This window comes from Flavihumibacter sp. CACIAM 22H1 (assembly GCF_001601815.1).
GTDB lineage: Bacteria > Bacteroidota > Bacteroidia > Chitinophagales > Chitinophagaceae > Flavihumibacter.
The window spans coordinates 75,296-91,763 of the sequence record NZ_LUKG01000001.1; the positions used below are offsets into that span (position 1 = coordinate 75,296).

The window sequence follows — 16,468 nt, forward strand, 5'->3', positions numbered from 1 at the left end:
ACTTAGAAATAGCGAACCGGGCGAATACCAATTTTCCAGCCTTCTTTATCAACAAAGCCCGAGACAATATTTACCGGTTCATAAAAATTGACATAAAAGGCCGACCAGCCGGCGGCATCGCCATCGCCTTCACTGGACGACCAATAATTATTAGCGGGCAGGCCGGCTCCTTTTGACCACAGCATATCTTTTACTTTGAACAACTCAATCAGTTCTTCCTGGGAGGGAAGAAACCAGTCTGCATAGGAATCATTTCCTGCACCCACCGTTAATTCATCGCATAACTCAAAAGCTGCTTTTTTTGTGTTCCAGCTATTATTATTCTGCCGGAATGCGGCCATTTTGGTAACCAGTTTGGCAGTATTTGATTTACCGGAACCCATGGACCTGGAAGTACCTACCGCGCCGGAAAGCGCCAGCCCCGGACCAAACGATTCAGTTGCTGTACCCAGGTTTTCTTTGTGCACGATATAACCGTGGATTTTATTCGATTCAACATAATACACAATTCCCCCGCCTATTTCTGCGCCCACAGTTACTTCAATACCGATAGTGCCCAGTGTGGATCTTCGCTGGCCGCGAACAATAGTAACGGTATTTTGTCCGTATGCAGCTGTCGGCAGTAAAAATTCCATCCCATTGTCGGTTAGGGTAACTGGTACAGAAATAATTTTTCCTGCGGGATAAAAGGGCGCTGTTAACTGTATTTCATCGCCCTGCTGAAAACCCGCTCCGCCGATGGCAATAACCGAACCGGCCGGGGAGGTACCGGCGGGCATAACCAGGTCATCAATAACCACTACCAGGGGAACCAGCAATTCTCCGTCCAGGGTGGTTTGCAGCTCATGGCGTTCAACTGTTACCGTATAGGCTCCACCTGCTTCTTCGGGAACGAGGAAGCGGATTTCCTGGTTATTTACAGAAGTTACCTGCACTTCTGTCATAGCTGTTTCATTTTCCAGGAAAAGCCGATCGCCCTGATCAAATCCCTTGCCCCGAATACTTGCTTCGCGACCCGGCATTACATCATTGATCCCGGGAAAAACAATTTCCTTAAGAATGGGAGCAATTGGTACAGGTGTGGGGGCATCGTCTTTTTGGCAGCCCCAGAGAAAGAACAGGCAGCAATAAAGCAGCCCGCAGTAGGAAAGCATACGCATGGTCAATCGTTTTATATGGTTGTATATAGGTTGGTTCAGCCGTTAGATCAACGCCCGGCTGCTATTACAAGAGCTAATCCCGCTATAAAGCAGAGGAACATAGCGGAGATAAGTTTTTTTACAAAAGGAGGACTACCGGAAAATTCTTTCCAGATATAAACGCCCCAGATAGCTGCCACCAGTGTTGCGCCCTGTCCAAGTCCATAGGAAATGGCGGCGCCTGCCTTACCGGCAGCAACCAGGTTAAAGAGGTTGCCCAGTGCCCAGATAGCACCCCCGGCTAAACCAATCAGGTGAATAGAAAAGCGGCCGCTGAAATAATCTCTGTACGAAAGAGGAGTTCCGCTCAAGGGCTTTTTCATCAGGTAAGAATTGAAGAACAGATTACTCAGTACAATACCCAGTGCAAAAACCACCGAAGCAGAATAGGGGGTCATTTTTTCCGCCGCAGGTTGCTGAAAATTTTCCAGGTCCATACTGGCGGCAATGAATTTGTAGAAAAAGGACATTAGCAAGCCGGCTATCACAGAAAGTATAATTCCTTTTGTAGCGGGCTTTTGTGAATTGGTAGATTTTTTTCCATACGCCACCGCATTCAGTACAATAGCGAATGCAACCAGGGCTACCCCTGAGAAAAGCAGCAATGGATCACCACTCTCTGTTCCGCTATAATTTACAACTACTCCAATGATCAGCGCCAGTCCGATTCCGACTGGAAATGCAACCGACATTCCAGCTATGGCAATTGCCGCTGTAAGCAGCATATTGGCAAGATTAAACAGGGCGCCGCCTGTAAGCGCACTCAGGAAATTAGCCGTGGATACCTGTTGAATATCCTGTAGAAAAGGTCTTCCCTCCGTTCCGATACTACCCATAGTGAAGGCCGCCAGCAGGGAGAAGGCAAGTATGCCAAGTACATAATCCCAATAAAATAATTCAAACGGCCATTTTCCGGCAGATAGTTTTTGGGTGTTGGCCCAGGATCCCCAGCAGAGCATGGTGATGAAGCAAAACAGGATAGCGAGCGGGTAACTTTGAATAATAAACATAAGCAGCAAATCGATGGATGAACAAACAATAGATTTCAGTTTCCTCAGGCACCTGCCAGTTCTAACTGGGATGCTATCAACTCATTCCGGTAAGGGATGGACGATTGTGCACCGAGCCGGGTTACTGAAATGGAGGCAGCATCGCAGGCGAAGGCCACTGCTTCTTTAAGCGTTTTTCCTTCTGCGAGGGCAACAGCCAGTGCGCCGTTAAATACATCGCCTGCAGCGGTAGAATCAACCGTTTCCACTTTGCGGACAGACTGTACCGACAATTCGCCTTCTTCGCAAATGACAGCGCCCAGGCTGCCCATGGTTACCACTACATTTTTTACACCTTTTCCGCAAATGATACGGGCTGCTGCGGAGGCTGTTTCCAGGTTGCTGACTTCTATACCGGCAAGCATACCTGCTTCTGTTTTATTGGGGGTAAGAATATCTATCCGGGCCAGTAATTCTGCACCAAGCACCTGCGCTGGTGCAGGGTTAAGAATAACCCGTACACGGCGGTCGGCGGCATAGGCAGCCACATAAGAAACGGTGTCTATCGGGATTTCGAGTTGAAGCAACAGAATTCCGGCGCCATCGATTGCAGGCAATGCACCTTCCAGGTCTTTATTGTGCAGGTTGGCATTGGCACCAGAAGCAACAACAATGCTGTTTTCACCGGCTTTATCAACGGTAATAAGGGCTACACCGGAGGGCAGGCTTTCATCATACTGGATAAGCCGGGTATCGATGCCTTCATGGTTGAAAAGCTGGGAAAACTGTTTGCCGAAGAGGTCGTTGCCCAGTTTGGAAATAAAAACTACTTCGCCGCCCAGGCGGGCAACGGCAACGGCCTGGTTGGCTCCTTTGCCGCCGGCATTCATAAAAAAAGAGCCGGATAATACGGTTTCACCGGGCACGGGTATATGGTCGGTTTTTACAACCATATCCATATTGGAACTGCCAATTACTACTATTTTCTTTGAGTTCATACGATTTTATATGGATGAGAGAACTGCGATCGTTGTTTCCAAATGTACCTATGGATACAGGTAATGCAGCAGCCAATTAATTGATATTTCGATGTTTGTTAATTAGTTTTAATGATCCGAAACAAACACATTATATTGTTTTTCAATTATTTGTATTTTTATTTTTTGCATTATTTCGTAATTTATTAATATGTATCATGTCGCTCAGGTCAGTACAGCAATTAATCAATTCCATGTCGGGTGCGGAAAAGCGTTACTTCAAACAGCGTGCAGGATCGGGCCATGCAGAGCGGGATTACCTGCAGATGTTTGAGCTGCTTTGTGAAGAGGGGAAGCCGGATGCCGAGCTTTGGAAGAAAGTAGAAGAGGTATTTGATCCGATGGCATTGGACAGTGTATCCCGGTACCTGATGGAGCAGTTAACGGATTGCCTCATCCGGTTAAAGATCAACAAGGACCCGGTTTTCCAGCTTTACCAGGGTATTATGCAGGTAAAGGTATTACAGGAACGATCCTTGCAGGCGGAAAGTGATAAAAAACTGGCAAAGCTTCGCCAGAAAGCCAGCGAGCTGGAACAGCCTTCGATCCAGTATATCGCGTACCGGTTACAACTAGACAGGTGGAATGCCAGTGGTTTTGCCCGGATCTCTGACCAGGAATTGGTGGAGCAGCAAATGAAAGCGCGCGAGTTATTAAAAGGCATGAATTATATCCAGGATCATTATTCGCTGTTTGAAATGATGAAATACCGCCTATTGCAAGGCGGGCAGATACTGGCTGAGTCGGATAAAAAAAAGCTCAATGACCTGATGCTGAGCGAGCTTGTACTAATGGCCGGAAAGCACCAGAATAATTTCACTACGCAGAAATTACACTTGTTGTTTCAGTCTTATTTCCTGACCACGATCGGCGATTTTGAATCGGCCATTTCAACCTATTATGCATTAAATAAAGTGTTTGAAGATCATCTTCATTTACTGGATCATCCGCCGCTGGATTATTTGGCGGCACTGGATGGCATTTTGAATAGTTTGCGCCGGGTAGGCAAGTGGCATGATATGGATTATTACCTGGGAAAATTAACCCAGCTGGACCAAGCTATATACCCCGAATATTTTCGTTTCCAGGTTCGAAAATCGATAGCGATCTATACACTGAATAAACAGGTTGCCGAGGGAGATTTTACCGGGAGTTTAGAATTGATCAGCCAGCTCGACAGGGATGTTATCAGTTCCTACTACCGACTGAATGAGGAGAAGCAGTGGGAGTTGTATTTTTTTATCAGTGTGGTGTATTACCGGAGCGGGTTACTTAAGAAAGCACATGGGTATCTTGCTGCGGCTTTACAAAGGCATACCTTACAGGCAAACTGGCTGGTGTGCAAGGCTGCGCGTCTATTGGATATGATCATCTATTACGAGCAGGGTGATACGGCTTACCTGGAATACGAAATCCGTTCCTATAATCGATTTTTCAAAAAGGAGAAACGGACGCTGTTGAAGTCGGAGGAGCTGGTACTACGGTTGTTTCAATATAAGCCCTCTATTATGCGTAAAGCGATTCCGCAGGTGCAGGCCAACAAACTCAGGCGTTTACTAGAGGATATCCAGGCAGACAAATACGAGCAGCAATTGCTGGCTTATTTTGATTTTCGGGAGTGGGTAACCCTTCAGGTGTCAGACAGGTGTTAGAACATGGTTCTAACACCTGTCTGACACTTCACCATTAATTGTTCAATTTTACCCTTCTGCTAAAAAGGGAGTTTTTTTTGCTAATTTTAATCTGTCAGAACACTTCGATACTTCCTGTTTTTTCCCCTTCATTTCACCCTTAGAACGCACTTGTTATAAGCTAACTAGTATTTCCATTTCTAACTGTATGGCTTACAAAATTGAAAAAACAAGCATAACGCCAAGAACCAATAGCATGGCTTGTTTAATAACAAGAAATCAATCCTTCTTTGAATCCGTTTTTCATACACATCCCGAATTAGAATTGGTTTATATTTTAGAAAGTAGCGGTAAAAGAATAATCGGTAACACTATTGAAACCTTTGAACCAGGCGATATGGTTTTTATTGGAGCTAATACTCCTCACCTGTGGACAAACAACGAAGAGTATCTTGTAGGCAACACCGCACTCAGAGCAAAGGCAATGGTAGTATATTTCAATCCAGCATTATTACATGAACACTTCTACCAGCAACAGGAAAATATATCACTTTCCATATTAATGGCAAATTCGGTGAAAGGTCTTAAGATTACAGGACCGACGAAAGAAATAATTGCGCAAAAGCTTGTAGGCCTGGAAGGCAAAACCGGCATAGAGGTTTTAGTAGGAATAATAGACATACTAGCTCTGTTATCCACCAGTAAAGACACAATACCCATCAACAAAGAACTAATTCAGAAAACTATTAAAAACCATATAAACGATCGCATTCCTGAGATCCTGAATTATGTAACAAATAATTACATGAATGATCTGAGTCTTGAAACAATGGCACAACAAATAAATATGACCAGACAATCATTCTGTAGATTCTTTAAAACCAAAATGAAACAAAATTTTCTGGATTATGTAAATGAAGTTCGTATCCAAAACGCTTGCCGACTCTTGATGGAAACAGATCTTGCCATATTTGAAATTGCCTACGAATGCGGATATAAGACCGTGTCTAATTTCAATAAAGTATTTAAAGAATTAAAAGAAATAACTCCTGTAAAATTCAGACAGCAAACTCAGATCAAAATCTGACAGGAGTTAGTCTCTTCTTCCCTCCAATGCCAATCAATTCACCCTTAGCTCGATTTTTTCATCCTGGCGCAAGACCTGTTTAGGGTATTTAATCTTTTTCTCTCCTACTACAAATTCTTGGATATTGATTGATCCAAATAAACAGGCCACTTTCAACTGTTCATTTTCTAAAGAATAAGTTCCCCACGCGTATCCATTGCTCCAAAAAAAAGTGCCTTGCCTATTGTTTATTCGAAACATCTTTTTATATCCATTATAATCAAATCCGGTTAAGGAAGGAATCAATGACCAACTAGCCATCGCACGTGCATAGTGATGCCCACATTCGGGTTCATTATACGGGTTCCTTTTTTCTCCATCAAATCTTGAACGAATATTTCGCACTGCCGATAAGCCATTTTCCAGCTCCTGCTCATAAATCAATCCTATAGCCGCAGTATACTCAAATCCACTCATGGATTCGGCAAAATAAGGAAAAGGAACCTCTAATCTTCCTTTTGGCCAACTGGCCATTATCAAGCCAGGCTCCTTATCCATTACATAGGAGCGCATATTATTAAACACTGTATCAAATCGAAGTACCGAATTGTATTTTACAATACTCTGTAAGGCTGTTCGAATATGCTGTGGTTCAGCCAGGTAACCCAAACCACATAAATGCGCCATGTATTGCCCCGCCAACTGATCAACCAGGCATCCCTTTCCAAGTTGAAAAGGGGGCACCAGCACTGTTGTATCTGAAAGGTTCAAAAATTTCTTAGTAGTAGGATCCGTTATCCAATGTTCATAATATTCTCCATTAAACAGATTCTTATCAACCCAGGCACTACCTTTTGAAAGTATTTTCATGCAGGAATCGGCAAATTTCTTTTCACCCAAATAGCTGGCTATTTCGGCCCCTGCTTTTAAGGCCCCAAAATACCAAAACTGCATTTGGGGATTTGGACCGTAATAGTCAACATCCATCGTATTATGTTGTTTGCCTTCCTGAATGCCATCTGCATCCTGATCCCAGCTATCTAGCAACCACGCATACCGGATAGCGCTTTTTACAACAGGCCAGTGTTTTTTTAACCAATTGATATCACCTGCATGCTTCCATTCTCTGTAAAACCGCATAATTGAACCCATTTGGCCATCTGCTGCTGCAACATGGTCAATGGCAAAATTTGATTCCAATGGAATATTTACCCGATTCATCATTTTCCCGGTAGACTTGGTGCCATATACCAATTCAACCTCCCGCATAGATCTTGCTAAATCACCAAACAAAAAACTGGTTGCCGATTCATAATTCCAAACATGGGTACAATTTCCGTAACAGGAACCTGTTTCATTCATGATTCCTTCCCATCCCATTAAATGCCCAGACGGCAGTCGAAAAACGGTCTGCGATCGCAACGTGGAGAGGTTGAAGAGGGCTGCTTCCTTAACTTCTGCCGGCAGGTCGGCAGCCATAAATGCATTCACAAACTGAATGCTGGATTGTTCCCACTCCGGCAATTTAGGCAGCACCTTATCTGCAGCGTCTTTTGCATTTTTATACACTCGTGTATAATAATTACCTACAATTTTTCCTTTGTTGCCGAAGGTCCAGGAATTATTCCAATCCAACCTATTAGGAAAATGCCAGCTTATAAAAAACTCAAACACCTTTGTTTCACCGGGGTTTATGGCTGTTGCAGAAGCCAGGGAAGCCATCGGATTATCATCTACCAGTTCATTCCTATCTGTTAGCATTCCATCTGCTGAAAAATCGTCCCAAAAATTCAACAATGCATTTTCCCAATCGTTTCGTATAGAGCTACGCCGGTAACTTGTGTAGTACTTATTTGTGGTGCCAAGTAAAATAGTACCCCAGGCAGCATCAGAAGAATCTACTCCCTTGCTGGTCATATAAATTCCCTTGTACCCAGGTTCTTCGATGAATGTATTTTTGTTTTTATTTGCCCCTTCATATACAATATCCCCTTTCCAGTTTTTTGCCTGCCTACTCCCATCTATTCCAATGAAATTTCGCATGGTACCACAAATAGCCACCTCAACTTTCTTACTGGAGCTGTTTGTAACCTCGTACCGCAAAATAGCAATGGGTGTACTGCTCGCTTCCGTATTAGATGGCACAAATGGATTAAATCCGGTAAGCTGAACTTTTACCGGCATAGTACTATCAGAAAGGTGCACCCTCCCAAATGGATAGCTTGCTTCAAAACTGGCGGTTGAAAATCTTGGCAATCCATGATGATTAACCGGACGACCTTCATAGTGCTGGTATTCGCTGGCATGCAATGGCCCCAACAATGCCCTTGATTTAGCCGGTTTATCAGTTTCTTTAACATATATCGCAAAGAAGGGTGCCTGATTACCGGTTGTTATCGTACTAAACCCCTTGCCTGGCTTGTTCATTATTTCCCAATCCCTTAATTCTCCGCGCCCCCCCAGCGAAACAGTACCTGTACCTATTCCGCCAATTGGTAAAGCAATATTATACAAATGCTGTTGATCATATTTCTTTAGAAATTTAATATTCTGCGCATTACAAATGGCTGTTAAAAAAATAGCCATTACAGTCATTCTATATACTAATCTCGTATTCATAACTTTTAGTTGAGCGGTGTACCTAATAATTTTATTGCTATCGTATTCAATTGTTCTTTGGTACCAGAAACATGAATAGTCGTATGCCTATGCGTAATTGCTTCTTCTTTTTTTAACAATGCTGCAGGTGAAGATGTTTCCAGCTCATAAAAATCACCTAATTGTTTCCCTTTCACCGGCCCATCATTATACGCATTCACAACATCGCCCGAAAATGGTTGCTGCTGAATTTCCCATAAAGAATTCACATAGGGCAAAGGATCGGAGGGCAGGTTATAATGTACAAGGGTAAGCAATTCATTCTCTTCATCATAACTTCCTATCCAGGATTTGGCTACAGACTGGCTGATGCCAATTTTTGCCCGGTATTTCCCATCTGCCTTTAACTGTAGCGAAACGGAATCGATTGTTAATCGTTCAGGGGGTATTTCTCCAAAATAATTGGTAGTTATACCTTTTCCCGGGCTTGCCCCTTGCTGCAGCGGAACTATAATCCTGGTATTTTCAGCAGCTTTCATCATTCCTAAAATCCAGATAGATAATGCACCGGTAGACCTGGTCCAATCTTCCTTACCAGCATTCCAAATCGTATTTACGGATGTAAAGCCAACCATCTGTACACCGTCCAACGGTAGCCCGATCATTTGCGTCATATCCAAATTGGAAAGCACCTTCACTGTTCTGTCTACTCGTACCGTCAGTTCCTTTCCACTATAATTCGTTAGCTGAATTGTTTTTTCAAACTGAACCTCATGAGCCGTTTTTCTGACAACAATAAAAGGTTCTGTGTCCAGTGCAAGGGAAACCTGCCAATTTTCAAATACAAAGGGCGCATCTTGCTTAAAATAGACGGAGAACTGTCCTCCTTCGGGGCCAAGCCAGAAGCGATCTTCACCACCAACGGCTGTAATATGTGGCTCAGGCTTCTTTTGCGCGATAACATGATGGTTTATCCAGCCCAAAGAAATTCCCTCATCTCCCGCAATTGTACTAGTCATAACCCGACCCTGGTATTCCGGAGCAACTAAAATCTTCTGGTGCAGGCTATCATCACCGTACAACAGAATCATTTCCGGAAGATGCGTTTGAAGAAATGCCTTATCATAGCCAAAATCTCCCGGCTTAGATGATTCGTCCTGCTTCTTTTTCACAGCAGGATCACAGGATAGCAATGCCAACATTGCCCAACTAACTAAGAATTTTATGTTCATACTTGCTTATTTTAACGTTTACCATCTATTCTTCCACTTCAATCAACCCAATTTCAATATCAAGAGAACGGCCAGCCAGTGGATGATTAAAATCTACAAGGGCAACATTCCTAAGCAATTGTAATACCATTCCAACCCTTCCACCTTTTACCCAAACCCAGTCTCCAATTGAAAATTTATACTGATTAATGTCATTATAATCAACCAGCATACAATTCGCTGTTTCATACTCCCCATACAGATCCGCCGGACCTAATAAGAACCTGCTCCACTGGCCTTTTTTCATAAGATGCAGCTGTTGTTCGATCGCTGGCAGTAAACAACCCGATTCGACCATCAAAAACAACGGCTCGCCACCAATATTCGTATCCAGCATCCTTGCTTCCACATCCCGTATAATATATTGAATACCCAGTCGCATACTAGCTCACATAATTTTCAGCCTTGTAAACCTGGCAAAGAAATTCAGGGCCGTTCTCCCTGGCAGGGAGCGCAGTTATTACTACCTCCAGCGATGTTTCAATCTTCGATAATATACGTTCGATTATTCGACCAAGGCTATTCGCCACCCCATTATTCCTGCTATTTATTAACACTTTAACGGATTGCATGCCACTAGTAAAACGGGGAAATGAGATAGGAATATCTCCCCATGAAAAGCTGATTTTCTCAACGGTGTTGCCTGTGTACACTAAAACCTTGGTATGCTCTGTAACAAATTCTTTTCGTATTACCCTTCGGTTAAATCGTTGTATAAACAATCGAACAGCCCTGCCTGCTTCCGGGCCATTAAATTCAAATCCAGCTTCATACCAGCCAGCACTCCTGTCCTCGCCAAGTAATAAATAATTTTCACTAAAGACATCGGAATTTTGTTCTGTATCCCTTCTATTGATAGCATTTAACCAATCACAGATATCTGATTCAATATGTGAATTCTGGAGCAATACCTGGTTTTCAGGAAATTGTTGTGCCAACAGATACTGCAATCGATTCAACTGCCCTGTTGTCAACAAATCTTTTTTGGTTAAAACTATATACCGGTGTCTGTTTAGATGGCTCAAACTTTCTACCGCTCTTTTCAGCTTCAGAATATAGGTTCCCTTATTAAGTTGTTCATATACCGACCTTGCGTCCTGGAACTGAAATGCGCCAATGGATAAGCCGGGAAATCGTTTCAATAAGGGCTGTATTACACCAATTTGTATATCCTTGCAGCATTGCTCTATTTCCACCAACACAAAATCATACTGCTGCTGTTGCAGAACCGCTGTCAACAGATCTGCAAAACCTGTGATAGCGCAGCTGATACAGGCATGCGGGTAGCTGCTAACATCTAATTCCTGTTGCTGGAAATAGGTATAATCTACCGAATACCCACTTTTCCTATTTATCAATATCTTAAATAATTTCCTTTCTTTAAACAAAACAGACGCTACCCTTGCAATAGCTGTAGTTTTTCCTGCACCTGTGCCACCGTATAAAAAAACAAGCTTCATACACAAAACAACTATTAGTAATAAGGGAAGTACCCGCAGAGTTTGAATTAAAGTTTTACCTGAACAGTTTTATTTTCCGTATCAAACTGAATTTTTTGAACGGTTTCCTTTTTTGTTAGTTTTTCCCGGATCGAAATAGAGCGTTTCATTTGCCAGGGATAACTTAAGTAGGGAAGCTCTAATCCGTTTGACACGACCAGTATATGTTTATTCTTCCGATTGGCCGGGATCTTGAACCGCACCTCTTCTGTTGGAATAATCCAATTTCTTTCACGGTCTATATAAAGGCTGCCCAACGATCGGTAAATCTCTGACAACCCGGTATAAACCGCACTTGCTTCGCCCCATAAGGGATGTGTACGCATAGGGCATTGTGGGGTTGCTTCGTGATCTATATTCTCTGGCGCCATACCTACAGGGTAAAACTTAGGGTAAGGAAAAATATCATTCTTTTGGTGACTTGGCTGAACGATCAGCTTTACACCTGCTTTTCCGGCTGCTACACCACGTTCAATATAATCAGCTCTACCTGTTGTTTTGCCCAAATAGATAAAAGGTTGCGCTAATTCTGCCTGGCGCTGATCCAGGAATACAGAATTATCACTATTATCCGTACCCATTCCACCGAAGACATTGGCTGTAAATACAAAATGAGGTTTCCACACGCATTGGGTAAAACTCAGGTAATCGGCGCATTTTGCAGCCCAATACAAGCATTCCTGATCCATGGTTGCCTGATGCAAGGCAACATACGCATTCAGAGCCCAGATGGTTACCAGACTACCTCTATACCATTGCTTCTGTAAACTGTCTTTTATATAGGTAAAAGGTTTAGCACCGCAAGAATTGTATTGTTCTGCATCAATCCATTTAGCCGATGGTATAATTTCTTTACTTAAATAATCACCTATTTTACGAGCCGCCAAAATATAGTCATTTTTGCCGGTGGCTCGTCCGTATAAAGCCAGAAACCACATTGATGCTGCTGCGTGGGCACTTTCTTTTAACAGGGGTGATGGTTCCATGGACAAAGAAACAAAACTGGGCAGGTTGCCATCATCCTCTACAGCTGATACCAACCAATTTGCATATGGCTCCAGGTAGTTAAGGATGCGTTCATCCTGTTGAGCCCGCAGGTAAAAATCTGTAAGGTGTGCTGCTGTTTTTGATAAAGCAGGAATTTCATAGGATGCCGCATCGCGTAAGAATAATACGGATTTTCCATTGGGTGGATCTGTCCACCCAACTCCCCATTTTTTATCTTTAGCGCTATATACGGTATGAAAAAGGCCATAACTATTTCGGGGAGCAGACAAGCACCAGTTTATTATTTTTCCAGCTGCGGTTAATAAAGTATCATTCCCGGTTTCTTTACCCCAATAATAAAGTCCAATAGCATCGCGCGCCTGGTTCCAGTAGGGCGAATTGTTAATAACATCATTCCAGAAAGGGGCAGAGCACCTAAAACCTCCCCGCTGCTCTCCGTTTTCCGTCCATTCGAGCCAGGAACCCTGATCTTTATAACCTGGAACAGGAATATCTAATATTCCGCCGGAAATTTCTACTGGTTTATTATCAGCTGTTTTAACAGGATTAAATATGGCGCTGGTAGTTGATTTAACATATTCGATAAAAGGCATGGAAAGACCACTACTATCATAAAAATTGGAACGCCCAAATTTCTGCCATTGCATTTCCGCTACAATCGAATACGACATAGGAGCCGCCTGTGCACTTAGTAATAGGGTAAATCCGTATACAGCCCGGTTAGCCAATACTGTTTTAATTAATGCAGGATCAGCTTCGTCTCGTATATACCTGGTATGGAAACCAATTTTTGTATCCATCAGTCCAAAGGACATGACCGGTTTCGAAGTAAATCCTGCGTCAGTAGTATAATCCAGTGCAGTGGGCATAGTACGCAAATATTCCTTCATAGGAATATTAAACGGGCCATTGGTCGAATAAAAATAATCTTTCCTTGCATCCATGGTTCGGACCTGAAATTGATTAATAAGGTTTAAATCTGGAACCAGCGCTATAAAATCTGTTTTTTCCTGGTATATTATAGCTGGTGCGGCAAAGCTGCGATCTCCAAAAACCTGCTTCTCCGCCAAACCACTTCTGGGGTCATAAAACTTAACACCGGGTGTATGAATAAAATCCGGCATTCCACTCACATTCATCTCAAAACCTGAAAGCACATAATCCAATTTCACCGGCTCTTTTTTCCAATGAACCTCCACCCGATGTTCAAAGCCTGTGGTATTAGCTGAAATCCAAATCGTTTCAACAATTGAATCCGTTCCTTTTGAATAAAAAACTTGAATACTATCTTTCCAGCTATTAATAAGATTACAATGCAGATCGCTCAGGAGATAGCGAAAATCATTTAGCTCCTTATTATATAAAGGATGAACTGGTTGTCTTCCGGATTTTGTAACCGGCGTTGAAGAAACCAATAGCTTCCATTTACCATGAGTATCTTTACTATAATAAGATTTACGAAGAACACCTTCCTCCTTGTCCCAATGAAGCGTAAGTTTAACCTTATCATTAACTAGCTGATATTCGTTTGCTTCTGTTGCGGAAAGGGTTTTTATAGTTCCCCAAAAATTACCAATAACAAGCAGAGAGGCAGGTATTGCTTCCTTTTCATAATATTTTCTTATAGTGTAAATTCTGTTTTTCCCCTTCCTTTAATTCCATCCCTTCCTTTAATATTCTGCTGACAGCACCCACATTAATACGTTTCAACCTAAGTTTTCCTTCGGTCACCTGTATACCAATTTTTAATCTTCCGTTCCTGTTTTCGACCTGGTAAGTACCGTAAGCATATCCATTTGACCAGAAATAATTACCCGCTCTTTGTTTAACCGTAAACTCCTGCTCAATTGCAGAATATGAAAAACCCGTCCAGCCGAGTACAGCTGCCCAGGCAGCCATTGCTCTTGCGTACCGGTGACCATATTCACCTTCATTAAATGGATTCCGGTTTTTTCCATTATAACGGCTTCTGACTTGTTGAATCAGCTCAACACCTTCCTTATCCATTCCCTCATACAACATATGGCTGGCGGTACTGTATTCGAATCCAGTCATCACTTCCGTATAATAAGGAAAGGGCTCTTCTAACAATCCACCACGGGGATAAGAGGCCATTATTAAGCCGCTCTCTTTTCCCAAAGCAAAACTTCTGAATGTATTAATATGGTTATTAAAATCGGTAACCTGGTTAAATCGATAGATGCTTCTTAAAGTGGTCAGTTGTTGTTTTCTATCCAGTATATACCCTAAGCCCGCCGTGTGGGCTAGGTATTGCCCGACCAGTTGATCCACCAAACACCCCTTGCCGAGCTGTGCTCTTTGGGGTTTTCCTGCCGGGATCTGTTGCTCATAATATTGACCGTTGAACAAATTCAGTTCCACCCATGTGCGTCCCTGCCTGTACAAAGCTGCGCATTCTTTTTCAAAGGCAGTATCCTTCAAATAAGCAGCCATTTGCCTGCCAGATTCCAGGGCTGCTAAATACCATCCTGCCATTTGAGGATTGGGTCCATAATATTCAATATCCATTGTATTATGCTGCGGACCTTCCATTACGCCATCCTTGTTCTTGTCCCAGGGGCCGGTCCATGAAAAAGCCAGCGCTTTTTTTATAGAAGGCCACATTTTGACCAATGCGGCCGTGTTCCCGGATAATTTCCAGTCTCTGTACATCTTTACGATGGTGCCCATTTGTCCATCAGCTGCCCATTGTTGTACCGATTTTCCCTTGTCTTTGAGAGGAAGTCCTATGCGATAGCTCATGCCCCCGCTTTCATTTACGGCATATAAAAACTCCACTTCTCTAAACAGGAGGGAAAGTTCACCAAACAGAAATGGTACGGTTGATTCATAGTTCCACACATGCGTACAGCTACCAAATCCCCACCCCGAACTTTTTTCACCCCCCAGTATACTTCCCTGAACACTGCCCGTACCTTCAAATCCAAATGGATAGCCATCCGCAGTCAGAAAAACAGTCTGCGAGCGCAGGTTAACCACGTTGAATAATGCTGCTTCCTTAATAGCAGCAGGAAGATCTGATTGGCAGAAAGCTCTTAAAAATTGCAGGGTTCGTTTTTCCAACCCAACCAGGCTATCGGCAAACTGTTGTAATACCGACCAGGCATCCGCATGTCGGGTTGTATATAAATTTCCCAGTATTTCTGTGTCATGCGGGTTCCAGCCCCGCCGGTTCGGAAAATGCCAACCAAGAAAAAAAACAAATGATTTTGATTCACCCGGCGCCAGGGTTTGTTTTATGGACAGCGTGGCTGGCGGCGTACTTAGTATATTGTCATTACTTACTTCATTCAGTTCTCCATCATCTCCAAAATCATCCAGGAATTGACGGAATGTCCAATTCCAGGGATAAGCTTTCCAGGTAGTACGATAGCTGACTTTTCCTTTGGTATTGGTAGCCAATGCCATGGTACCCCAATTTACATGCTGCTTATCCAGGCTGTCTGATTGCATAAAGATTCCCTGAAGCCCCTGCTCCGACCGAAATATATTCCGGTTATGGCGGAAGCTACCGGTCCAGCCATCCTTACCTATATAATTCGGCACCATGCCACAAATAGCTACGTCTATTTCTTTATTCGTGGTATTTTTTACCACATACCGCAACGTAGCTACCGGCCAGCTACTATTTTTCAGATCGCCTGGAATTAAGGGATTAAATGCTTCCAGGCGAATCTGTAAAGGATAATTCTTTCTTTGAAATAATACTTGAGCGGTCGGATAGGCAGTATGGAAGTGGACGCTATCAAAGCGTGGGAACCCGGCATTTAAAACATCTGCGCCCCAATCGCCTTCTAAATTTCCCTGTACCGGCCCTTCCAGCAACCGAATATCCGTTTTTGAATTACCGGCTACTTTTGCATACACAGCGAAAAAAGGACCATTTGCAATGGTCGGTTCCACTAGTTTCACTGCCGGAGTCCAACCCAATGCACCGCGGTTCATGATTTCCCAATCACGCAGATCGCCTCTTCCTCCAACTGAGACAGTACCGGTTCCAATACCACCCAATGGTAGCGCAATTCTTTCAAGTTGACCTGCCTGGTAACTTTTCAGTACAGGCCATTGTGTATTCAATGTTTGCGCCAATACAGGTTCAGAAAATAAAAGAAACAGGAGTAGGAATTGTATAGGATTGCGCATGATTAT

Annotated in this window: 11 protein-coding genes; 2 read left to right on the forward strand and 9 right to left on the reverse strand. The window is 43.1% G+C overall.

Features of this window, described 5'->3' with window-relative positions; translation table 11 throughout:
• Positions 1 to 2: 2 nt before the first annotated feature.
• Genes A1D16_RS00295 through rbsK form a run of 3 tightly spaced genes read right to left on the reverse strand, consistent with a single transcriptional unit; the run spans position 3 to position 3,186 of the window.
• A complete protein-coding gene (locus A1D16_RS00295) occupies positions 3 to 1,160 on the reverse strand; it encodes a hypothetical protein (RefSeq protein ID WP_290706569.1) in 1,158 nt (385 codons plus the stop codon).
• A 47-nt stretch (positions 1,161 to 1,207) separates the two neighbouring features.
• On the reverse strand, positions 1,208 to 2,209 hold the full coding sequence (locus tag A1D16_RS00300; protein ID WP_290706571.1) for a GRP family sugar transporter: 1,002 nt from the start codon (positions 2,207 to 2,209) through the stop codon (positions 1,208 to 1,210).
• 44 nt (positions 2,210 to 2,253) lie between these two features.
• The gene (rbsK, locus tag A1D16_RS00305; RefSeq protein ID WP_290706573.1) at positions 2,254 to 3,186 is read right to left on the reverse strand and encodes a ribokinase; all 933 of its coding nucleotides are present in this window, start codon (positions 3,184 to 3,186) and stop codon (positions 2,254 to 2,256) included.
• Between the two features lie 197 nt (positions 3,187 to 3,383).
• On the opposite strand from rbsK, the gene A1D16_RS00310 reads away from it, so the two are divergent.
• Together A1D16_RS00310 and A1D16_RS00315 are read left to right on the forward strand one after the other, a co-directional pair.
• Positions 3,384 to 4,877, forward strand: coding sequence for a hypothetical protein (locus tag A1D16_RS00310; RefSeq protein WP_290706575.1), 1,494 nt, complete (start codon positions 3,384 to 3,386; stop codon positions 4,875 to 4,877).
• A gap of 187 nt (positions 4,878 to 5,064) precedes the next feature.
• Complete coding sequence (locus A1D16_RS00315; protein ID WP_290706577.1) at positions 5,065 to 5,943, forward strand: AraC family transcriptional regulator; 879 nt, start codon at positions 5,065 to 5,067, stop codon at positions 5,941 to 5,943.
• 33 nt (positions 5,944 to 5,976) lie between these two features.
• Here the strand turns inward: A1D16_RS00315 and A1D16_RS00320 are convergent, their stop codons facing one another.
• The 6 genes from A1D16_RS00320 to A1D16_RS00345 form a co-directional block, all read right to left on the reverse strand.
• Positions 5,977 to 8,541 (reverse strand): GH116 family glycosyl-hydrolase, encoded by a 2,565-nt coding sequence (locus tag A1D16_RS00320; protein WP_290706580.1) that lies wholly within the window; start codon positions 8,539 to 8,541, stop codon positions 5,977 to 5,979.
• 5 nt (positions 8,542 to 8,546) lie between these two features.
• On the reverse strand, positions 8,547 to 9,752 hold the full coding sequence (locus tag A1D16_RS00325) for a DUF6786 family protein (protein WP_290706582.1): 1,206 nt from the start codon (positions 9,750 to 9,752) through the stop codon (positions 8,547 to 8,549).
• A 25-nt stretch (positions 9,753 to 9,777) separates the two neighbouring features.
• Positions 9,778 to 10,173, reverse strand: coding sequence for a hypothetical protein (locus tag A1D16_RS00330; protein WP_290706584.1), 396 nt, complete (start codon positions 10,171 to 10,173; stop codon positions 9,778 to 9,780).
• Position 10,174: 1 nt separating this feature from the next.
• Positions 10,175 to 11,251, reverse strand: a complete 1,077-nt coding sequence (locus A1D16_RS00335) for a GTP-binding protein (RefSeq protein WP_290706586.1) — start codon at positions 11,249 to 11,251, stop codon at positions 10,175 to 10,177.
• Between the two features lie 47 nt (positions 11,252 to 11,298).
• Complete coding sequence (locus tag A1D16_RS00340; RefSeq protein WP_290706587.1) at positions 11,299 to 13,713, reverse strand: hypothetical protein; 2,415 nt, start codon at positions 13,711 to 13,713, stop codon at positions 11,299 to 11,301.
• Between the two features lie 193 nt (positions 13,714 to 13,906).
• Positions 13,907 to 16,462, reverse strand: coding sequence for a GH116 family glycosyl-hydrolase (locus tag A1D16_RS00345; RefSeq protein WP_290706589.1), 2,556 nt, complete (start codon positions 16,460 to 16,462; stop codon positions 13,907 to 13,909).
• Between the last annotated feature and the right edge of the window lie 6 nt (positions 16,463 to 16,468).